This window comes from Neobacillus sp. DY30, from assembly GCF_030123065.1.
In the GTDB taxonomy this organism is placed as follows: Bacteria; Bacillota; Bacilli; order Bacillales; family Cytobacillaceae; genus Neobacillus.
Genome location: NZ_CP126093.1, coordinates 5,009,772 through 5,031,786 on the forward strand (window position 1 = coordinate 5,009,772; position 22,015 = coordinate 5,031,786).

17 protein-coding genes are annotated in these 22,015 nt (G+C 39.8%); all 17 read right to left on the minus strand.

Annotated features, from left to right (window positions below; genetic code table 11):
• Positions 1–172: 172 nt before the first annotated feature.
• The 17 genes from QNH29_RS24825 to QNH29_RS24905 all read right to left on the minus strand — a co-directional run bounded on the left by QNH29_RS24825 (position 173) and on the right by QNH29_RS24905 (position 22,007).
• On the minus strand, positions 173–1,948 hold the full coding sequence (locus QNH29_RS24825) for a glycoside hydrolase family 2 protein (RefSeq protein ID WP_283861935.1): 1,776 nt from the start codon (positions 1,946–1,948) through the stop codon (positions 173–175).
• A complete protein-coding gene (locus QNH29_RS24830) occupies positions 1,945–2,715 on the minus strand; it encodes a sugar phosphate isomerase/epimerase family protein (protein WP_283861936.1) in 771 nt (256 codons plus the stop codon). The genes QNH29_RS24825 and QNH29_RS24830 overlap by 4 nt, the downstream gene beginning before the upstream one ends.
• A 77-nt stretch (positions 2,716–2,792) precedes the next feature.
• The gene (locus QNH29_RS24835) at positions 2,793–3,854 is read right to left on the minus strand and encodes a Gfo/Idh/MocA family protein (protein WP_283861937.1); all 1,062 of its coding nucleotides are present in this window, start codon (positions 3,852–3,854) and stop codon (positions 2,793–2,795) included.
• Between the two features lie 17 nt (positions 3,855–3,871).
• On the minus strand, positions 3,872–4,891 hold the full coding sequence (locus QNH29_RS24840) for a Gfo/Idh/MocA family protein (protein WP_283861938.1): 1,020 nt from the start codon (positions 4,889–4,891) through the stop codon (positions 3,872–3,874).
• A 102-nt stretch (positions 4,892–4,993) separates the two neighbouring features.
• The gene (locus tag QNH29_RS24845; protein WP_283861939.1) at positions 4,994–5,791 is read right to left on the minus strand and encodes a DeoR/GlpR family DNA-binding transcription regulator; all 798 of its coding nucleotides are present in this window, start codon (positions 5,789–5,791) and stop codon (positions 4,994–4,996) included.
• 44 nt (positions 5,792–5,835) lie between these two features.
• Positions 5,836–8,307, minus strand: a complete 2,472-nt coding sequence (locus tag QNH29_RS24850; RefSeq protein ID WP_283861940.1) for an alpha-mannosidase — start codon at positions 8,305–8,307, stop codon at positions 5,836–5,838.
• A complete protein-coding gene (locus QNH29_RS24855) occupies positions 8,300–10,129 on the minus strand; it encodes an MBL fold metallo-hydrolase (protein ID WP_283865738.1) in 1,830 nt (609 codons plus the stop codon). Before QNH29_RS24855 ends, QNH29_RS24850 begins: the two co-directional genes overlap by 8 nt.
• Positions 10,129–11,499, minus strand: a complete 1,371-nt coding sequence (locus QNH29_RS24860) for a protein O-GlcNAcase (RefSeq protein ID WP_283861941.1) — start codon at positions 11,497–11,499, stop codon at positions 10,129–10,131. The genes QNH29_RS24855 and QNH29_RS24860 overlap by 1 nt, the downstream gene beginning before the upstream one ends.
• A gap of 78 nt (positions 11,500–11,577) precedes the next feature.
• Positions 11,578–12,498 (minus strand): class II fructose-bisphosphate aldolase, encoded by a 921-nt coding sequence (locus QNH29_RS24865; protein ID WP_283861942.1) that lies wholly within the window; start codon positions 12,496–12,498, stop codon positions 11,578–11,580.
• Between the two features lie 30 nt (positions 12,499–12,528).
• Entirely contained in the window at positions 12,529–14,034 is a 1,506-nt protein-coding gene (locus QNH29_RS24870) for an FGGY-family carbohydrate kinase (protein WP_283861943.1), read from the minus strand.
• A 42-nt stretch (positions 14,035–14,076) separates the two neighbouring features.
• Positions 14,077–14,952, minus strand: coding sequence for a carbohydrate ABC transporter permease (locus QNH29_RS24875; protein WP_283861944.1), 876 nt, complete (start codon positions 14,950–14,952; stop codon positions 14,077–14,079).
• Positions 14,949–15,911 (minus strand): carbohydrate ABC transporter permease, encoded by a 963-nt coding sequence (locus QNH29_RS24880; protein WP_283861945.1) that lies wholly within the window; start codon positions 15,909–15,911, stop codon positions 14,949–14,951. The genes QNH29_RS24875 and QNH29_RS24880 overlap by 4 nt, the downstream gene beginning before the upstream one ends.
• A gap of 74 nt (positions 15,912–15,985) precedes the next feature.
• Positions 15,986–17,323 (minus strand): ABC transporter substrate-binding protein, encoded by a 1,338-nt coding sequence (locus QNH29_RS24885; protein ID WP_283861946.1) that lies wholly within the window; start codon positions 17,321–17,323, stop codon positions 15,986–15,988.
• Between the two features lie 261 nt (positions 17,324–17,584).
• Positions 17,585–18,184: a YesL family protein gene (locus tag QNH29_RS24890; RefSeq protein WP_283861947.1), complete on the minus strand. Its 600-nt coding sequence runs from the start codon at positions 18,182–18,184 to the stop codon at positions 17,585–17,587.
• 84 nt (positions 18,185–18,268) lie between these two features.
• Positions 18,269–19,249, minus strand: a complete 981-nt coding sequence (locus QNH29_RS24895; RefSeq protein ID WP_283861948.1) for a Gfo/Idh/MocA family protein — start codon at positions 19,247–19,249, stop codon at positions 18,269–18,271.
• Between the two features lie 50 nt (positions 19,250–19,299).
• Positions 19,300–20,103, minus strand: coding sequence for a sugar phosphate isomerase/epimerase family protein (locus QNH29_RS24900; RefSeq protein ID WP_283861949.1), 804 nt, complete (start codon positions 20,101–20,103; stop codon positions 19,300–19,302).
• A gap of 20 nt (positions 20,104–20,123) precedes the next feature.
• Entirely contained in the window at positions 20,124–22,007 is a 1,884-nt protein-coding gene (locus QNH29_RS24905) for a beta-N-acetylhexosaminidase (RefSeq protein ID WP_283861950.1), read from the minus strand.
• Between the last annotated feature and the right edge of the window lie 8 nt (positions 22,008–22,015).

The window sequence follows — 22,015 nt, forward strand, 5'->3', positions numbered from 1 at the left end:
CATGTGTTTAGCGGATAATAAGTAACACAATTAGATATTCTTCATAATAAAGGCGGAAACCAAACTAAACGGTTTCACGCCTTTTGTTCGATTTAATTAATGATTGTTGAAAGCTCCCCTTTTGTATCTTTTAAAACTGTAAAATATAACATAAACACTCCTGCAGTCAGGGTTAGTCTTTCACAGTAAACGTAAGCTTCTTACCTTCATTGATTTCACGAATTATGCTTAGGTCAACCTTTGGCTTTCTATCATATGTTAAAAGACCATTAATTTCCTGTTCAACATCTGTAATTTGGGTATAACAGAATCCTTGAACGAGCGGTGATTCCAGCAAACTAGAAACAACATGATAATATCGCTCGATAAAATCTTGATCATTTGAGGCAGATGTATAGCCCCATCCTTGCCATTCACTTTTCTGATAGGCAATACCGCCAAACTCCGAAACCATAATGGGCTCACCATGATACTGAAAGCCAGGGACAAATAAAAAACGGTCTGCAGGTGTAAACTGTAATGTATTATCAAGCTTGGAATACCGTTCCTTTAATACTTGCTTTTCACCTTCATAGTCATGAATGGTTAAGACATCTGAAACGGTGTGTTCCCAACCGTCATTTGAAATAACTAGACGCGACTGATCCAATGATTTGGTTAAATAGTACATACTTACTAAATGATTCGCTTGACGTCGATCCCTTTTTAATCGAGGAACACCCCAGCTTTCATTAATAGGTACCCAAGCAACAATAGAAGGGTGATTATAATCGCGTTCTATCGCTTCCTGCCATTCAGACGAAATCCGTTTTATGGCTTTGTCTGTAAATGTATGGCTGTTAGCCATTTCACCCCAGACAAGAATTCCTAAGTGATCTGCCCAATATAGATACCGAGGCTCCTCGACCTTTTGGTGTTTCCTCACTCCGTTAAAGCCCATTTCTTTCGTTAATTCGATATCTCTCTTTAAATCTTCATCCGTTGGGGCGGTTAGTAGACTAGCAGGATAATATCCTTGATCTAGAACCAGTTTCATATAATAAGGCTTATTGTTTAATTCAATTTTTCCGTCATTAATAGAAATTTTTCTCATCCCAAAATAGCTTTCAACTTTATCAACAATCTCATTTTCTACATTTAAACAGAGTTTAATCGTATAAAGAAATGGTTGTTCCGGGCTCCAAAGTTTTCCGTTACCTCTCTCGAAATCCTTCAACAAAACCACTTGTTTATTCTTGCGTTGAACAAGATTTACTTTACAAGACTCTTTTGCAACAACTAAATCTTGAGAATAGATTTCTATTTCTAGCTCTTGTTTTTCTGATCGGTTCTGAATAAAACATTCAACCGTTACTTCACCTGTATCGATGTTGGGTGTTAGTTTTACTCTTTCAATGAAAGAGTGATTTACTGGCTCCAACCAAACCGTTTGCCAAATGCCGGTTGTTCGGGTATAAAAAATCCCTTCAGATTCCTCCTCCCAGTATTGTTTTCCACGCGGCTGCTCTAAGTCGGTTGATACATCTTCTACCCTTACAACAACTCTATTTAATCCCTCAATTAAAGTATCTGTTATATCAGTAAAAAACGATGTATGCCCTCCTTCATGAGAAGTAACAAACTTTCCATTGACCCAGACAGCTGCACGATAATCAACGGCACCAAAGTGAAGATTTATTTGTTTCCCCTGCCACTTTTCTGGAATCATAAATGTTCTTTCATACCAAACAACATCATGGAACTCATTTGTATGAATACCGCTTAGTTTCGATTGAAATGCATACGGAACCGTAATTTCTTGTTGATAATCATGTTTTACATACCACTCTTCTCTTAAACCAATATTGTGATCATCGAATTCAAAGTTCCATTGGCCGTTAAGATTTAACCACTCATCTCGATTGAAATTAGGTCTTGGATATTCCGGTCTAGGAATCATATTAGTCATCGAATTTTCTCTTCCAACATTAATTGTTTAAGAGTATCAACATTAATCGAAAGACTTTCATAAGGGTCCCGTTCAAATTCCTCCTGCTCAACCGTGAACCACTCAACACCAACTTTATTCCCTATCTTAATAAGTGAGGCAAAATCAAGTTGACCTCTTCCTACCTCAATACCAGTCTTTTTACCATTAACAATTTTCATATCTTTAATATGCAGGGACACGATACGATTTTTATTTTTTTGAATGATTTCTAACGGGTCATAATCCGCGAAGCTAGCCCAATAACAATCTAATTCCATTTTCACTAAATCAGGGTCTGTGTGACCAAATAGCAGATCAAATCCGGTTTCACTTCCAAACTGTTCAAATTCAAATGCATGGTTATGATATCCAAAAGTAAAACCTGCCTTTTTACATGTTTCACCAATTTGATTCAGTATCTCTGCTGCTTTCTTATAATCATCAGCTGTCTGTCTCATTTCCTTTGGAAGCGCAGGACAAATAAGTAGGTTATTATCAATGGCACTATGGTATTCAAACGTCTTCTTTAATTCATCATCTAAAAGCTTCTCGATCCCTACATGTGCCCCTGCAACTAAGATTCCATTTTCTTTTAATACATTTTGTAGTTTGGCAGCTGGAGTATGATAAAAGCCCGCAAATTGGATTGCTTCGTATCCAAGCTCAGCCACTTTTTGAATCGTTCCTAAAAAATCTTTTTCGGCATCCTTCCACACAGAAAATAATTGTAAGCCAATTTTACTCAATGGAAATTCCCCCTATTTATTAAATAGGAGGCGACTTAAAGTAATACCTGCCGCCCCTCATTTATAAAATTTTTTAGTTAAACTTGTACATGTTCACCTAATTTTACAGCCTCACCTATTGCCGCTGATTCGTATAGTCCGTTGATGATTTGTTGGAGATAGACACCTTGTTTGGCAGTACTTAATGGTGCCTTACCTTCTAAACACGCAGCTACAAATCTACTAAGTTCTAATTCATGATAATCTCTCTTTGGTAAATATGCTGGAGTGAGATCAATTAACGATTCATGTTTTTCTTGATAGATCTTTAGTGGGAATACATCTGCTCCACCTTTGTCCCCCATTAACGTCACATTCATTTCATCAGCCTTCTCGACGTTAGCAGCAAATGCAGACTCCAATAGAATGGAAGCCCCATTTTTGAAAGTGATCATTCCGCGCGCCATATCTTCAACCGAGAAATTCTCCCAATCCCATGATCCCATGAGTCCTAGTCCTTTTCGGTTCCCAAGTTTTTGATAGGTTACTCCAAATACGGTATCCGGCTCTGGATAACCCATTAAGTATAATGCCGTATCCAACATATGGACACCGATATCAATTAAAGGTCCTCCGCCTTGAAGTTCTTTGTTTGTGAATACACCCCATCCAGGAATTCCCCGGCGGCGCATTGCCGTTACACGAGCGGCATAAATATCACCAAGTTCGCCATCGTCGATAAAGCGCTTTAACACTTCTACCTGTGGTGCATGACGATAATGGAATCCATAAGTTAGGATTTTTCCGGCCTTTTCAGCAGCGATGGCCATTTCCTCTGCTTCTTTTGCTGTCATAGCTGGCGGCTTTTCACATAGAACATGGCATCCTGCATTTAATGCGGCTATTGTGGCATGATAATGGAATTTATTTGGTGTACAAATACTGACCGCATCCAATTTTAAAGTCTGAAACATTTCTTCATAACTTGTAAAAGCATGAGGAATATTGAATTCTGCTGCTAATTGATCAGCCTTTTCCTTTACAACATCACTTACTGCAACTATCTCAACTTTTTCTCCGCATTTTAAATAGTTTGGAATATGTGCATGCTTTGCGATGCCGCCCGCTCCGATAATCCCAACTCTTAATGTGTTCCCCATTTTTCTTTCCCTCCGATTCATACTCTTTGTTTATCTTTCATAATTTCAGCTATTTCTACTCTTCGGCCTTGATTCTGTGATAGCAGTGCAGCCTGATTGATTAACGTTAACCCTTGAACATCAGTTTCCGAAATGGTTGGAACGGTTTCATTAATAATTGAATTTACCCATTGTTCTAACGGCATTGGTAGTGCTTCTGGCAGGCTTTCAGGGATATTCCAACCCTCACCTGCCTGTTTAGAATTTATGCGAATCTTATTATCCTCTATTAATAAAGCTCCCTCAGTCCCATACAGCTCTAGCTGGAAGGGGCTGCGTCCTGAAAGAAAACCCGTTTCAATCGTTCCTAAAGCACCGTTTTCATATTCAATAATTGCGACGGAATTATCATCCACTTCATAGCCAAATTGTTTTTGTAACCTGGCTGTCACAGCTTTTACTGGTCCTGCAAGGCGATTGGTTAAATATATCGGGTGCGCCCCTAGGTCAATAAACGCACCACCGCCGCATTCCTCATTATTAAAGAAGTGTTTAGGAAGCCATCCGTTTGGATTTCCCTCAAAGGGAACACCACCATTATGTGCTAATCGGCAACGAATATAAGTCAGTTTCCCTAACAACCCTTCATTGACAACCTGCTGAGCGTATAAATAGTAATCTTCAGTTAGCCGGGGCAAAGAAACCATCAATTTTACATTGTTTTTTTGGACTGCCTCATAAATCTCTTTACAATCTTCCACCGTAAAAGCCAGTACTTTTTCAGAAAAAATATGTTTTTTATTTTTTGCCGAAAGAAGTATGATTTCTGTGTGAAGGTTTGTTGGCGTATCTACAATGACTGCCTCAATCTCCGGGTTAGATAAAACTTTCATTAAATCTTGTTCAAAAGGAACACCGAGCTTGCTTGCCCACTCTCTCCCACGTTCGGCATTTTCATCCCAGACTACTTTGATGTCTAGATGTTTATTTTGATTTGCTTGATGTGCATAATCGGCAGCATGAACATGCCATTTACTTAATAATGCAACATTTACCATTGAGTAACCTCCCTTTGCATATTGATTTTATTTAATAGTGTGTTAGTTTCATAGAAGTCAGGGGAAAAAACAAACTAGCTGCTTTATCCCCTCACTTCCTTTCTACCTAGAGAAAGTATCATCTGATATGGGTACTACAATTACTTCCACACCTCTTTTCTCAATTTCCTTCAGGATTTCTATATCAGCAAGGTCACTGGTAATAAACATATCTGCTTGATCAAAAGGGCAAAAAGGAGTTAAACCTGCTCTTTGAAGTTTGCTGTGGTCAGCCACCACAACAATCTTTTGTCCTGCAGAAACCATCGCCCGTTTCATTTCCGCATCATACAAATCGGAGCTTGTAAACCCATGCTTTAATGAAATTCCGGCGGTGCCAAGGAACACATAATCGGCATTGTAGTTTTGTAATTCAGTCTCTACCTGCGGGCCAACAAGACTCATTGAATTCTTCCTTAATTTCCCGCCTAATAAGTAGATAGAGGCCGTTTCATCCTTGCTGCATTCCTCGGCAACGTTCATAGCATTGGATATAATCGTCAAGTTACTTTTATCTGGTAAGTTCTTTCCCACATACCAGGTTGTCGACCCTGCATCAAAAATGATTGTTTGTCCCTCTTTTATCAATTGGGCGGCTGCCTTCCCAATTAACTCTTTCTCACGAGAATATTGCAATTTTCTTTTATCCACAGGAGGAATTAAGAATTGGTTTTCGGTCTCCTCTATTAAGACTGCTCCACCGTAGTTTTTCTCGGCAACGCCTTCTTTTTCAAGCTGGTTCAAATCCCGCCGGATTGTTTCTTCTGATACATGCAGTAAATCAACAAGATCAGAAACCTTTACACTCTTATTTTTTATTAATAGCTCTTTTATTAACTTACGGCGCTGCGACACAATCATGTACTTTACTCCTCTTGTCTTAAGTAAGTGCTCATTAAACATTCTTATTCTTCCCACTCCAGTAAATTATTTTCCATTACTAGTTCGGACGGATCTTTTGGAATACGGAATGTCTTTATTTCTGACGGCTTAAACTTAGTCTTTATTTTTCGGTTCCATTTAGGAAGAGAAATGATGGCCGTAGTTTCATCATTTGCTGTTTCATAGGCACGCACAATAAGATCCTCATTGTCCTCCGCTTGCTTGATGACACTTACTATGACATTCTCAACATCAACAGACAAGAAAGAATCTTTTTGTGGAAGTGAACCTTTATGATAGGTTTCAATAATGCTAATTGGTTTTTGGTTCAATTCTGCTGCACGTTTTACAGTTCCAGCTGTTTCCCAATTTCCTTCATGCGGCATCATGGAGTAAGTGAATCTTTGAATTCCCTGGTCAATAAATGAATAATATCGGTCTTCTTCCGGTACTAGCGGGTCATGATGTGCATAAATCGGGCTGCGAAGGACCGTCATACTCATTTCTTTGTTATGGATATCGAAGCTGTATTTGCCGTCATTTAATAAGCTGAAGCCGTATACTTCGCCTGTTGATGGATGAGTTCCAGAAGTATCAATCCAGTTTTGTCCAGGCTCTTCTTCTCCATTGCCCTCTCTAACAATGTGCCCATAAGGAATTTCATAGGTTGATTTTCTAAAGATAAGATCGACAGGGAATTTAAGCTTTAGTGCTTTAAATTGTTCCTGCCAGTTTATTGTACAATGGACATCAATCTGGTTTAACTCCTTGTACATGGTAAAGTCTTGCACGAGTGTCGATTTTCCATATTCACTGATAACGCGAATGACTGATTTTACTGGACCATGTTCCACCAGTTTCACGCTGTTTGCCTTGAAGGTGCCTGCTTCTCCATTAAACTGAAGAACATTATGCGACCATGTGTCGCTATGATCATTAATGACGACTGGTCTTGCTGCTGACCCTCCTAGTATTTCCAGGTTCTTTTGCTTATCAAATATACTCGTGACAAATCCCGTTTGTTGATCAATTACAACTCGAAAATGGCCATTTTCCAAGGTGGTGTCACTTGCCGTGATAGATGTAAATTCTTTACCAGCTTTCCGGTGAACGATTTTATAAACCCGATATCCCATTGAAGGAAGATTAGCAATAAAGCTGATACGGAAACGGCCCCCAGCAGTTGCCTGTGATTGAACCACCTGCATCGGAACTTGATTTCCCTCTTCATCTACTAAAATATCCTCAGGCTTTAATTCGCCTACTTCTTGTTCAACATTTACAGTACTGTTCCACGAATGAGGATTAAAGATAACAATCGGTTTCATCCCTTTTTCTTCTTCTATATCAATTTTCCAAGACAAAGATTGAATCGCATAGTTAACACCCCGTTTAGCAATCGACATTGCCTCTCCGTGCATATCCCGGGCATCCTCATATGCTGCTTCTATACTTGTCCCTGCTAAAATGTCATGGAATTGATTGAATAAAACATTTTTCCATGCCTGTTTATATTCAGAAGCCGGATATTTTTGTCCTGTAATCCAATCCGCTAGTGCCGAGAATTTCTCAGCTTTAATCAGGGCATTTTCTGCCTCACGGTTCCATTTTTTAATTCCCGAATGAACAGAATAGCATCCGCTTGCATGGTGCTGAAGGTCATCATGAACAACCGGGAACGGAAGATTCTTTACCATGAGTTCATCAAAAAATTTATTTACTGTGCTAAACACGAGCGTTGGATATGACGGATTTTCATTTAATTGTTTAATGCTTTCAATATTTTCCTTCGTTGGACCACCGCCATGGTTACCAACACCGTAAAATGTCATTAAATCATTAAATGGTGCTTTTAATTCTCCTGCATTTCTACGTATATGTTTTTCAACATCCTTTCCCCATGTACAATATTCAAATGGAATACGATAGGCTAAAACGCGTGAGCCGTCATCTGATTCCCACCAGAACAACCTTCCTGGAAGCCCTTTTTCCTGCGGGCTTGGACGCATAAAAATATAATAATCCATGCCGCTTTTCTTTAATATTTGAGGAAGCATACCATGATGTCCAAAACTATCAACATTATAGCCAACCTTTGCGGTTACCCCAAATTTCTCTTGGAAATAACGCTGTCCATAAAGACCTTGGCGTACAAACGACTCCCCGCTTGGAAGATTGCAATCCGGCTGAATCCACCAGCCTCCGACAATTTCCCATCGGCCTTCTTGAATACGCTGTTTGATTTCTTCAAACATCTCAGGCTCATTGTTTTCAATCCATTCATAATTAGCGGCGGAACTATTCGTGAACACGAAATCTGGATACTCCTTCATCCGATCGAGCGCAGACCTAAATGTTGCTTTTGTTTCCTGGAATCCTTCCTGCCATTGCCATAGCCATACGGGGTCAAGATGGGCATTTCCAATCATATGTAAGGTTTTTTCTTTTGTTTTCGGCAATTGTTTTTCCATCATCGAAATATTTTTTTCAGTCATTTTTTGCACCTCCTAAAATTGGCAAATCCTTTATCGTTACAAGTGCTTCTGCATGCTGGCCGAAACGACGCATGCCTACCGTAAGATCCACTGCAATTCGTTCCCTGTATCCCGTTGTTCCTGCAGGAATTGTAATGGATGTTGTAAATTGTGCGGCTTCATTGCCAGGCAGCTTCGTATTGAATTCTCTCATATTGATTTCCCACCTGACTGGCGTAATCATTTTCGCAATGATCTCGTTTTCTTCTGGGAACGGGTTCTTTATTTCAACTGTTACTGAAAAAGTTTGCCCTGATTGTACCTCTGTCTGGTATGGCTGTATGGACGCCCCAAAGCCTTCCGCCCCAAAATCCAGTTCACCTAAAGGCAAAAGGTCTTTATGGAGCTGTTCAAGCGCCTTCCCTTTTTCTTCGATTTGCAAAAGAAATTCCTCAGTTACAACGATTGGTTCCCAATGTCCAGAAATAATAAGGTCAGGTTTAACAGACTTATAGAGTTCAGCACTGTCAATGTAGTCCGATATTCTGAATCGGTTATGGTACACATAATTGAATTGGCCATTTTCACCTTGATATTGGTCTCCAATTGCAAGAACTTTTTTCCCATCTACGATAAATTCAATAGCAGCCGCATATAGTGTATGCCCTGCCTGCTCATAAACAATAAATTCAAACTCTTCCCACTTAAATATTTGGTTTAATGGCAGCTGTTTATCCACTTTTATCGGATCATACCACACACACGGCAAATCATATTTTTTAGGGTTTTCCAAAACTTCTGCCACGTTTTCAGGGCACCAAACCTCAGTTCCTTCTACATCCCGCAATAGGTTTATTCCCGCCACATGATCATCATGAAAATGGGTTGGAATGACAACATCAATTTTTTCAACCCCGTACTGTTCCTTTAACCTTGAAAGAGTATATAACCAAGGTCTTCTTGAAGCCCTGTCACTCCCAGATCCGATTCCGCCAATAAAATCGTAACCAAAGTCAATAAACAGCGCTTTGCCGCTTTTCGATAAAACGACATAGGCATTGGACATGCTCGTGCAGTTTTGCAATAAATGAGGTGTAATGGCTTGATATGGACTTTCCCGCAATTTAAATAATCTTGGATTTTGCTTTCTTTGTTCCATCAATACTGCATAACGCTCAATAAGGAGTTCCATAGCTGAAGATGGCTCCTCCATTATTTGCCCATGAGAGGGCAGAAGCAAATCGGGTTCCCGATCTTTTAAATCCAATAGCGAAAGCACACTTAAAGCAATACCCTCACCACCGTTATACGACCATTGTGTAGCCGCTAACGACCAAACCTTTCCAGGAGCATAAATCAGATCGCCTGTAAACGCTGTCTTCTTATCGTCAATTTCCGCTATTATGGTAATGGAACCGATTGAATGGCCAGGGCTGGGAATAATCGTGAACTTGATCCCGTTTATAACATGTGTAGAATAATCATTTAATGTTTTATACACTGGTACAGATTGAAGGAGTGAAAAACGGTCCTGTCTCATATTGTAGTTATTATTAATTTCCCTAGCCAGCCAGTGTTCATCGATATGATGAAATAAATCTTGTTCATTATGTGGTACCCAGATTCGGATCCCTTCCTTAACAGCAACAGGAAGCCCCTGGCACTGATCCCGGTGGTGATGGGTCATTAATACATCTGTTACACTCTCAACCCCGATTGTTTGAAGATGCTTAAGAACATTTCCATCACCAAAGTCAATTAAGACCGCCTTTTCTTCGGTCTTAATCACGTATACATTACATGTATCTTCATATAAGTAAAGATTTGTTGAGATTTTCTTCATCACAATTTGAATGACCCCTTTTCCTCAAAGACTTTCGACTCAACGTACTCAATCAATGGTAATAGGACGTTCCCAGCATACCGCTTTGGATGGTTCCGTACTTCACCAGCCGACTCCTGCAGCCAGTTGAGTGAAGACCTTATGTCCTCATTGTTTTCCATTGCCCTTAAAACGTCGATCGCCCTTCTAACTGCCCACGCCCAGCTTTCCATCAGTTCTATCCATTGGACCAGATTATTGCGTAAAGCATAATTGGTCATTCTGAATTTAAGTTGGTACCCCGCTTCGTCTAGTTCGTTCAGGTAATCGTAAAGATTTTGAACATCATGGCTAACAGATGGTTTTTCACCTGATTGAAGAGCACATATGGCTTTTGAAGTTAACTGCTCCAATGCTGCTGCCTCCGGATAATCAAGGCATGAATACAGGCAATTTTCAGCAAACAGACGTAAAGCCTCGTAGTTTTCCTCACCGCCAATTGTTTTCAGGGCATGTTCCCATGAGGTCCACGGGTCATATTCCTTCGGGTGGTTGAAAAAATCCGCGAATGTCAACAAAGCAATTTTCGATGCTTCTGCCTGGCTCATTGTATTGACAATAAACCCTTTACACACTTTTGTAATAGACGCTTCGCGGCCGCTGATAGGACCGATATGCATTTCACTAGTCATAGCTAAATCATTAACAGGGTAGTTATCCCAAATAATCGGCTTTCTTTGGACCGCCGCTGCAAAGTCAGCTGCATCTTGTTCCGAAATTGTTTTCGAACAAATCTCAGGCCCTGTATAAAAGATGTCAATTTCTTTGTTTAATCCTTTACCCAGTTCATAAATATAGTCGCTGAATGGCGCTATACCATGATAATCAGTTGGACAAAGAGAGAGCCTGCACGTTTTATCAAGTGTTTTTAACCAAAGAATCAATCGATTGGCAACATGAACATGTGCTTCGGCATAACTGGTGAACATTTGCCGTTCTTCCTCATGATGAAATTCCGCGGCAATGTCATCTAGCATGATCATAAAATTTCTGACACCAATTTCATAAAATGCTTTAAATTTTTCCATAATTAATTGGAAATCCTCTTCCGAAGCATAATTAATTGAAACACCAGACCCAATACTGTAGGAAAAATCTACTCCAATGTTCCTTGAATGAGCAACTGTTTCAGCGAACTGTTCCATAATAAAATCAGGATAAGGCTCCCGCCAGCGGGCGCGATGTTGGCGGTCATTTTTCGGTCCATATATGTATAGATTAAATCCATGATCCGCAATAAAGGAGATTAAATCATTTCGCTCAGGAGCTGTGTAAAATAATCCATAAAATCCTTCAATAACCCCTCTAATAGGGAAAGGGGATTGGGTCACCCGAAAAACCTCCTTTTAAAGATAAACTGCTCTGCATATCTAGAGCGGTTTCTTTCCTTCTATAAAAGACCTTCCTATTTATGCCTGAAAGCTTTCTGCCTGTTCAGCACTTCCCAGAAAGTACTTGATTTTTTCAATTACTGTTGCCTCAACAGCATTTTGAGCTATTTCTAGCTGCTCCTTAGTAAGTGCTTTGCACTCCTCGTTTGTCATTCTTTCTTTTCTTCCAAGGGCGTTTAGAAGTGCAAGTTCTAAATCGGTTGCGATATTAACTTTACTTATACCGCCATTTGGAAGCTTTGTCGCCTCTTTAATCATTTCAGATGGTACACCAGATCCTCCGTGGAGAACTAAATGAACCGGGGTTAATTTTCTGATTGCCTTTAAGCGGTCAACGTCGACTTTTGGCTGTTTGACTAGATAGACACCATGTGCCGTTCCGACCGAAACAGCCAGCGCATCACAGCCTGTCTCGTTCACAAATTGCAGCGCTTCTTCCGGATCGGTGTAAAGCTCTTCGTCTTTGTCAGTTTCTACAAAATCAGTTGTTCCGATTTTTCCTAGCTCCGCTTCGACAGAAACACCTTTTGCATGGGCAAATTCAACTACTTCTTTACTGATAGCAATATTTTCATCCAGCTCTTTTTCAGAAGCATCAATCATAACAGAAGTAAACCCAGCTTCAATCGTATCCTCAATAACAGAAAAATTCTTTGTATGGTCAAGATGAAGAACGACTGGCACCGTGATTTTCTCTTCCTCCATTACCTTGTAAAATTCTTCTCCAAATTCAAACGGGGTAATGCCATAGCGAATTAATTCTTTTTCGGATATTTGGACAATCAAAGGAGATTTTGTCTTTTCCCCTGCTCGTAAAACCGGACGAATCATTGGTGTATATCGTGGTGAGAAAGAGCCAATTGCATAGCCCTTTTTTTCAGCTTCTACTAAAACTTCTTTTAACGGCAGTACATTTAATAGATTAATATTTTTTGCCATATACCTTGTCCCCCTTGATTTGTTTTTCATTTAAACCGTCTTGCGAAAACTTTGATAAAAGTTCCGTAAATGTAGTTGAAGTCCCATATACCCTTCTTCGTACAAGCGTTTATATTCATGATGAAGCTGCTGATTAGGTGCTATTTCTTTAGGATGAGTAAATTGGATTGCTTTTGCAGCTTCTTCTTCGTTTTTATAAATTCCTGAGCAAATCCCTGCTGTAATTGCGGCTCCAAGCAGGGTCGCTTCATTTATTTCGGGGATGGTCAAATGGCAGTTTGTAATGTCTGATTTTATTTGCATCCAGTAATGGTTTTTTGTCCCGCCGCCAACAGAAATCATTTGATTAATCCGATGTCCCGCCATTCTTTCAGCTGATCTGCGAATCGATTCCAGTTCATATGCAGTTCCCTCCATCATTGCTTTCAAAAGATCTTCACGTTTATGAGATGTCTTGAGACCGATGAAAGCTGCTCTTGCAAACGGGTCGGGCTGCGGGGAACCACTCCCAGATAAGTACGGATAGTATAAGATACCGGACGGCCCCTCTATTGATTTGGCTGATAGACTCATAATTTCATGATAGGACATTTTTTGATCTGAAAACTGTTCTCTAAACCATTCAATTGAACCTCCAGAGGCCGAAATCCCCCCCATCCAAAAGAATCTGTCCTTCACGACATGACATCCAAACGAAATACCTGATGCAAATTCCATTTCCGTAAGCTCTTTTTTCTCTATCGCCCCTATAAGTGTTTCAGCGGTACCAATAGAATCAAATACACTTCCAGGGGTGATAGCACCAACGGCAAGGGCAGCTACGAGGTGGTCATGACCTGCAACTGTAACAGGTATCCCTCGGGGTATTCCAAGCTCCTCCAACTCTGTCGACAGAGTTACTCCCATTTTTGTTCCGCTTGGCAATGCTTCCGGAAATAATTGGTCCGGAAGATTGAAATGCCTAATCCAGTCCTGGTCCCATGCATGTTGATCAATCCGAAACGCATAGGTTCTTGCCGCCAAAGAATAGTCTGTTGCAAATTTCCCGGTAAGCATATAGGCAATAAAATCTGAAGCTGACAGCCAGACTGCCCCGTCCAAAATGTCTGCTTGCTGCTTTTTTAACCGGATTATTTTTGAAAGCCCATATTTATAACTATTATGGAGACCGGTTTTCTGAAAGCGATGTAAAGGGTTATCCTCCTTGGAAATTTCCTCTGATTCTGCTTCAGCACACCGGTTGAACCATGGAATGAAATGGGTCCTTGGTTTTCCTGTCTGCCTGTCCACCAGCAGCCCAGTTTCCGCCATACTTGTAATGCCGATAGCCGATACCTCTTCCTCACAGCAAAGCATAATTTCCTTTAAACAACTTGTAATATTTCCCCATATTTGTTCAGGCAAATAATACGGTTCTCCTTGCTTGGTATAATGGGCAATGGTAGGGCGGACAGCTATCTGAATAACGGATCCATTTTCTTTAAATACCCCTGCCTTACAATGAGTAGTACCAATATCAATCCCTAGTAATGCCATTAATTAAACAATTCCTTCCTTTAAAATTCCATGAGGTTCGGTTTATCCCTTAGATCCAGCTGTTAAGTTCATTCCTTCAATGAAGTAACGCTGGAAGAAGAAGAAAATAGTAATAACTGGAAGCAATACCATAAGCGAACCTGCCATCAAAAAGTTCCATTGCGTATCATTTTGACCTTTAAATATTTGCAAACCCAATTGCAACGTATAGAGAGATTCATCATTTATGTATAATAATGGTCCAAGAAAATCATTCCAGGCTCCGTTAAAAGAAAAAATGGCAACAGTGGCAATCGCCGGTTTTGCCAGTGGAATGAAAATTTTCCACCATATATAAAGATGATTCGCTCCATCAATTTTGGCAGCTTCAATTAATTCATTTGGTATCGTCAAAAAGAATTGTCTAAGCAAGAAAATATTAAATGCACTTCCAAAGAAAGCAGGAAGAATTAACGGTAAATAGGTGTTTAACCATCCCAGCTTTGCATAAATCACATATTGAGGAACTAGTGTAACAAATCCGGGAATCATCATTGTTGCAAGGACACATGCGAACAAAACATTCCTGCCTTTAAACTGGATTTTTGCAAATCCGTAAGCGATAAACGAGTTTGCCACAACATTTCCGATGACAACGAAGAAAGTAATAAACAGAGTGTTCAAGGTATATTGCAAAAAAGGACCTTTTTGAAGTGTTGTTAAATAGTTTTCCCAATGCCATTCTCTCGGTATAAAGGTTGGCGGATAGGTCATGATTTCTTTCATATCCTTCAAAGAGGTGGCGATCATCCACCAGATTGGAGATAAAATTAACAGACTTCCTAAAATGAGTATAATTAGGACAATGGTTTGACCGGCTTTTTTCTTAAAGTTCGAACTTTTAAAATAATTTTCCTTTATTTGGGCTGCTGTACTCATTTCCGATCCTCCCCTTCATAATGAACCCAGCGTGGGGCAATCTTTAGGTTGAACACTGTTAATACAAGGATAATGATGAATAATACCCATGACATGGCCATTGCGTAACCCATATCGAAAACCTCAAACGCTTTGTTCCACATATGTAAATTGAAGAATACCAGTGAATTGGCTGGTCCTCCATCTCCACTGTCACTCATTACGTAGGCTTCCTGAAATATCTGGAAGGCCCCAATTGTACTTGTCACAAGATCAAAAAAGATAACTGGGGTAATCATTGGCAATGTAATATGAAAAAATTTCCTAAGCGAGCTTGCTCCATCAATCTCAGCTGCTTCATATAAGGACGGTGATACGCCTTGAAGGCTTGCTAAGTACAAAAGCATTCCGCCGCCGACACTCCACATTTTCATGAAAATTAAGGCGTTCTTAGTCCAGGAAGGATCTGTCAGCCATGCAGGACCTTCAACCCCTACAAAACCAAGCAGTGTGTTTACCAATCCTGAAGAAGGACTTAAAAGCTGCATCCAGAGCAAATAAACGCCTACACCGGATAAAACAGCCGGTAAATAAAAAATGGTTCGAAATACTCGCATCCCCTTTATTCCCTGATTTAAAAGAACAGCAAGCAGGACAGCCCCCGCCGTTGTTAATGGCACAGAGACGACGACAAAATAAAGCGTATTTTTCAGTGAGAGCCAAATGATTGGGTCATTTGTAAACATTTTTTTGAAGTTATCAAGACCGATAAAATCCATTTTTGAAGTGATGTTGAAATTGGTGAAGCTTCCATAGAGGGAAAATAACAGTGGTCCAGCCATAAAAAACAGAAACCCAATGATCCAAGGTGCAATAAAAAGGTATCCTTGCAATCCTTCTTTTCGCTGTAACGAGGCGTTAACTTTCGATTTTTTTAATTTTTTTGTAACTACTGGTTTGTCTGAAATCATTCTTTCCATATCGTTCATCCCTTCTTTCAAGGTTAAACAATCAGGGAGCGAATTGATGTCACTCCCTGAACAATTTACTATTATTATTTGTTACTTTTAACTAACTCTTCTACTGCCTTTTGTGCGGCATCCAATCCTTCTTTCGGTGACTTTTTCCCTAATAGAACCAACTCAAGCTCAGGTTTAATTAAGTTGATAAAGTCAGGTGCTTCAATTGGCGTTGGCGTTAGCAAAGTTTGTTTCATGTTCTCATTTGCTGCCGAGTACACCAACTTGCCATCCTCTGTAAAATCTGCACTACTAGAAGCTTTTTCTGCTGCATCTTTGTTTGCAACAATATCAAAGTTTTTCACTGCCCAGAATTCTTGTGCTTGAACGTCAGTTAAATACTTCAGGAATTCCCATGCTTCATCAGGATGTTTCGCACCTTTAGGAATTTCAGCGACAAATCCACCGCCCCAGCTTGTATTACCGGTTCCAGGTTCCATTTCAGGCAGTGGGGCAACGCCGAAGTTTATTCCTTCACCATAATCTCTTATTTTCGTAAAGAAATTTGCATTATCAGTAGTCATTGCCAATTTACCAGCAACAAATGGATCTGCCGTTTGCTCACCAAATTCCGCCTTAAAATTATTAATCGTTTTATCACCATAATAGTCAAAATAGTTTTTCACCCACGTTAACGCTTTTACGTTTGTTTCATCATTGATAACCGGTTTATTTGCATCAAAATCCCAGTATCCTTTTCCGTCGGCATTCATCATCCAGACATCTGATTCAATTCCATAGTTTGGCAGATAACCGATTCTTTCGAATTTATCTCCTTTTTTCACATCTAGCTTTTTACCCATTTCTTCTAACTCTGCCCATGTTTTTGGTGGTGTATTAGGATCAAGGCCAGCTGCTTTAAACATATCTTTATTCCAGAATAAGAGGCGTGTATCTGTGTTGAATGGCAATGCGTACGTTTCCCCATTGTACTGAGTAGCATTATACAGTTCTGGGAAGAAGCGGTCCTTTACTTCTGGATCCTTCTTCAAATATTTTTCAAGATTCGTAATTTGATTGTTTTCCGCCCGGGTTCCAACTGCGTTTATGTCGTTAATGATTAAGTCTGCTGGATTTCCTGCGGCGATTGACGCTAAGTTTTTCGTCCAAATATCCCCAAATGGCAGATATGTATGTTTTACTTCAATTCTATCCTGAGATTTATTGAAATCATCGATAATTTTTTCAATGATTGGTCTGCGTATTTCAGAACCCCAAAAAGTCCAGAAATCGATAACAACTTTTTCACCGTCTTTAGATTTTCCACTAGACTTTGTAGCTCCAGATTCTTTGCTTGAACAGCCCGCTAGAATTAAAGAGAAGCTTATTGCCAGGATTAACAGCGACACTAATGTTTTTCTTACAGTCTTCATTCATTTTCCCCCTAAATAGATTATTCTTTTTTTGGTCACAACCCTCACAAACTGCTGATCTGTAATTGTAAACTTTTCTCCCTCCATTCAGAGGCATATGGAATTATATCGTTTTTTGGTGTATTTATTGACGTCTGTTGTGGGATATTGTGGACTTATTACTATTATTATATGGATGCGCTTTCATGTCAATTGATTTTTGAAAATTCTATTAAATTTTTTGACGGTTTTCTTAAAATAAACACAAACTAGCCAAAATACTTAATCAACCGCTATTTTCGGCAGTCTACTAATGATAAAATGTGCAGAAATCGTGCTAATTAAAGCTATTGAACTCGCGAATAATAATAAACCAACACCTGTAGCAAACATAAACAGTAACAAAATCAACAAAAAGCCACACGACATCAAAAATGTGATAGCAGGGTTACGGATTCCTAGCATAAAAGAAAAAAACAGAGTTTTATACCACGGGAACTGATAGCGCAGAAAAACAGGAAAACTATAGGACACGGCAATTAAAAATAATAAGCTAAACAACAATAATCCATAGCGAATGGTCACAAAGATATTAGAAACCGCATTTCTTAGGATCAGCAGGTCTAAAAATAGTAATCCACCAATCAGTACACTGGAAAGCCCGAGCAGATAGCTTTTTAGAAATAATCTCTTAAACTCACAGAAAAAGACTTTAAAATCTGGCTCATGCTGATCTTCCCTAACCCATTTGTCCATTACGCTAAACATCGAAGCTGTTGCTGGGATCACAGTAATGACCGGTAATGAAAACAATATCCAGATTGCGTTTAAATATAATAGTCTCCAAAGCCACTCCATTAAAAAAGTAAGCGCTCTGCCCATATCACTCTCTCCTTTATATGTAATCAAAGAGAATGCCGACGAACACCTTTTAGCAGTCTCGGCATTCTCTGACGCCGTCCCTATTTAACTATTTACCTTTTTATCAGCTTCAAGAACCTCCAGTGCTTCGAGGGCAACTGATAGAGATTGAATACTGTCTTTATAGGTTGCTAGCACGAATTCAGGATTTTTTTCTTCAATCGCCTTCGCGAATGCTTCCAGTTCAAGCTGATATAGTCCATGTTCCTCCGCCTCGAAGGATACTGCTTCCCCCTCTAGCTTACCGCTTACACTTCCTTTAACAAGATCAAGTGTTAAATGCATCTGATCGGAAATCAGTTCTATTTGCGTAAATACATCCGGATATGACCAAGTATGGGTATGATTTTGTAATATTCCATTTTGGTATTTCATTAAAAGGGTAAAGCTATCCTCAATCGTAAAGTCCCCGCCTTTTTGAACAACCAGATTGCCTTGGTAACCAGTTACTCGCTCTACTTCCCCAAGCAGATAGCGAGAGAGATCAAAGATATGAATCGCCTGATCAAATACTGGCCCACCTGAAATTTCTTTATTAAAAAACCAGCGCGGCCAGTTTGGACGAAGCGCTAAACCATCAAGCATGGCACTGCGGACCCACGCAACTCTTTTGCCTTTAATAAGTTCTTTTATGTAGGCAACAGCAGGACTGTACCGGTACATAAAGCCAACACTGTTAATGACTCCAGATTGATCTAAAATTTCATCGACTTTTTTAGCCATCTCAAGATTTTTCGCAGGCGGTTTTTCTATAAAACAATGGATACCCCGTTCCGCTGCTTCACGGACAAGAAACTCCCGCACTTCTGGGGGTGTACAAATTATGACTCCATCAGGCTTACTTTCCTCAAGCATTTTCACATAATCCGTAAAGCCCTTCACACCAAATTTATTTGTGGCTTTTAAGAGGGTTTCTTCATTTAATTCACAAACACCAACCACTTCAATTCCAGCTATTTTCTGCATCGTACTTAAATGGCCCTGGCCTTGCCAGCCAGTTCCCACTACTGTAATCCGTACCATCATTTCATTCTCCTCATCGTTTTTTGGTTAAACCACTATTCATGCATAACCGACTAGGAATCAGACTTGCTTTCATCTAGTAAACTCTTAACCCATTGAAGAGCACTGGCGCAGTCATCAGTTGGATCATTCTCCCCAGCTTCCTGCTCGATTGATACCGTCCGGTCATAGCCAATTTCTTTTAGGGCATATACACACTCAGCAATACCGGCAATTCCCGTTCCAAGTGCGACAGGATTATGCATGCCTGCTTCCCTTACATCTTTTAGATGTACATTAAGTAAGGAATCCTTTAATTGCAAAATCGCTTCAGATGCAGAAAAGTCCTGTGTTCCATACCACCCCGTATCAACAACCGCACCAAGTAAGTCTCCATAATCACCGATGATCGCCTTGATTTCATCAGGATGCTTTTCTGGATGGTTCTCAACGCCCACCTTGATCCCAAATTCATTACAAAGACTATAAATGACCGGAGCTGACGCTTTGGAAATACCGCTTGTAATTAAGTCAATTCCTAGCATTTTGGCTGTTTCAAAACACAGCCTCGTCCATCTTGGATAGCGGATTGGGTCGCCAAGCGAACAAGAATAAGAATAGACGCTTAAACCATAGCTCTGCCAAATTTTCTTTAATTCTTCTGCAAAATAAGGAGTCATAAATTTAGGAAAAGCATGTCCCATCCATAGTTCGATATTTTGAAACCCCGCACCTCGAATATCATGGCAAATGCGGTCGAATTCTGCTAAGCTAAAGGTTTCAATTACTTTGCGCTCAGCTTCTCCCCATGCTTCCATACTTGATTGGTAGTTCGTTGCACGGGCAAAATAATTTGCAGTTTGAAAGCCAATAATCATAGTAAACACCTCTATAAAATTTATCCGGAAAATGTCCCCGCTGTTACAATCCGGTGGTACGAATTTCTTCCTAAAGCACCTTCTGGCATTTTCCATGGTGCATCGTAGTTGAGCCTCTCGACTTCTAATTCTTCAAACCGGTCAATCTCACCATTTAGCCACTGGTCAATTCGATACTCTGCAGATTCTAATCGTGAGAGTATTCCTCCGTAACGGATATCAATGATTTCCCAGCCAAAAGATTTCATGGTTGAAAACCATAAAGAACGGTGAAGTTTTCGTAAATCATCGACCAGATTTCGTAATGTTGGCAGTTCATCTTTCAGGTGTGTTAATTTCTGTTTATCATTTTGATCAAAGGCACCCTTTAATTTGACACCTAAGTCTGCTTTAATACTCAATACTTGAGCCAGCTGAGTATAAAAAGTAAAAATCCCTGCCCAGTTTGAATTCCGGTCTTTCGCTTTTTCCAAGCGTGAAGCCAAATTTTCGTAATGTTCACTTAACGGCAAGGAACGAATATTCTCATCATATAAACCGAGTAAAACATCCTGCCATAACAAAAATTTAGATGGATGTGATTCATGCAGGTTATCCTTTGAAACACCAGGTGTCTCATCGAATTCATTTAAGGTAAGAAAGTCATCCCAATTGCCGCCGGTGCAAAAATTGAACCGTTTGGCTAATTTCTCTTGACTTACTTCACTAGCATATCCATGTTCGGCAAACAACTGCAGGCCAGCCAATCCGGTAAATGGATGTGTTTCTGCTCCATTATCGCCCCACATGGTAGCGAATACTTCACGGATTCCTTCTTTTTTACAAGCTTCTAAAGCCGCATTTGTGGTAACGATTGTTTTTCCATAATTCGGAGCAATGCCATTCCATGTCCATACGCCCCCGGCGAAGATCGGCTCTGAGCCAAATTCTTTATGTTTTCTTAAGAATGTTCGGTAAAATTCTTCATCCGTATGATAGTAATCCCAATAAACAAATTGAACATTTTTTGGCATAGATTCAATAACGTCCTCTGGGATGTTAGCATTTAAATCATAGTAATTTCCTGATTTGGAACCGAGTCGAAAATACATATCACTCCAAATCATCGGTTTTAAGGCTAACTTTTCAGCAAGTGATACCACCCTGTGAAGATGCTTATTCATAATATCAAAGCGTTTTTGATATCCATACTCCTCTAAATATTTCCCTAAGCCAAGCTGGTGCGCTTCGTCCATTCCAATATGGATACGCTTACTTCGGAATGGCCGTGAGGCTGCTTTTATCAACTCTTCAATAAATTCATAGGTTTCTTCACTATCTGCTAATAAAATATCAGGTGTATCTCTTATTTTTGCTGCATAATTCCATTTCAGTGCCTCTGTTAAATGGGCGAGTGTTTGAATACATGAAACCATTTCGATGCCGAATTGATGTGCGTAGTCATCACATGCTTGTAATTCCTTCTCAGTATATCGGCCCCGCATATAACCGAAATATGGATATTTCTCAACAGTAAAGGTATCCTCTGTGTACATCATGACAATATTCAAACCCATTAAAGCCATTTTTCGTAAAAGGGTATGTATCCCGTCTACGGTCATGACGGCATTACGCGAGCAATCCACCATAACACCATTTGCTGTAAATTTTGGCTCTTCAGTTATTTCAAATTGATTACTTTCCTTATACTCCTGCAGCCACAATCCTAATGCACGAAAAAAGTGAATTTTTTCTTGATAGCGGATTACTCCATGGTCTTTCTGGCAGCCAGCCATTAATGGACCCGTTATTTGTTCCACATGGATAGGAATTCCATCTTTCGATTGCTGAATATCTAGCTCTATACAAATAATCTCTATTCCTTGTTCAAGCCCCTGCAAATCACCACTAAAATAAATATTCATCGTAACAC

What these genes read in the sequence shown, in the direction of transcription:
- QNH29_RS24825 (WP_283861935.1), bottom strand. Translation starts at nt 1,948, where the DNA reads ATGACTAATATGATTCCTAGACCGGAATATCCAAGACCTAATTTCAAT.
- QNH29_RS24835 (WP_283861937.1), bottom strand. Translation starts at nt 3,854, where the DNA reads ATGGGGAACACATTAAGAGTTGGGATTATCGGAGCGGGCGGCATCGCA.
- QNH29_RS24840 (WP_283861938.1), bottom strand. Translation starts at nt 4,891, where the DNA reads ATGGTAAATGTTGCATTATTAAGTAAATGGCATGTTCATGCTGCCGAT.
- QNH29_RS24845 (WP_283861939.1), bottom strand. Translation starts at nt 5,791, where the DNA reads ATGATTGTGTCGCAGCGCCGTAAGTTAATAAAAGAGCTATTAATAAAA.
- QNH29_RS24850 (WP_283861940.1), bottom strand. Translation starts at nt 8,307, where the DNA reads ATGACTGAAAAAAATATTTCGATGATGGAAAAACAATTGCCGAAAACA.
- QNH29_RS24855 (WP_283865738.1), bottom strand. Translation starts at nt 10,129, where the DNA reads ATGAAGAAAATCTCAACAAATCTTTACTTATATGAAGATACATGTAAT.
- QNH29_RS24865 (WP_283861942.1), bottom strand. Translation starts at nt 12,498, where the DNA reads ATGGCAAAAAATATTAATCTATTAAATGTACTGCCGTTAAAAGAAGTT.
- QNH29_RS24870 (WP_283861943.1), bottom strand. Translation starts at nt 14,034, where the DNA reads ATGGCATTACTAGGGATTGATATTGGTACTACTCATTGTAAGGCAGGG.
- QNH29_RS24875 (WP_283861944.1), bottom strand. Translation starts at nt 14,952, where the DNA reads ATGAGTACAGCAGCCCAAATAAAGGAAAATTATTTTAAAAGTTCGAAC.
- QNH29_RS24880 (WP_283861945.1), bottom strand. Translation starts at nt 15,911, where the DNA reads ATGGAAAGAATGATTTCAGACAAACCAGTAGTTACAAAAAAATTAAAA.
- QNH29_RS24885 (WP_283861946.1), bottom strand. Translation starts at nt 17,323, where the DNA reads ATGAAGACTGTAAGAAAAACATTAGTGTCGCTGTTAATCCTGGCAATA.
- QNH29_RS24890 (WP_283861947.1), bottom strand. Translation starts at nt 18,184, where the DNA reads ATGGGCAGAGCGCTTACTTTTTTAATGGAGTGGCTTTGGAGACTATTA.
- QNH29_RS24895 (WP_283861948.1), bottom strand. Translation starts at nt 19,249, where the DNA reads ATGATGGTACGGATTACAGTAGTGGGAACTGGCTGGCAAGGCCAGGGC.
- QNH29_RS24900 (WP_283861949.1), bottom strand. Translation starts at nt 20,103, where the DNA reads ATGATTATTGGCTTTCAAACTGCAAATTATTTTGCCCGTGCAACGAAC.
- QNH29_RS24905 (WP_283861950.1), bottom strand. Translation starts at nt 22,007, where the DNA reads ATGAATATTTATTTTAGTGGTGATTTGCAGGGGCTTGAACAAGGAATA.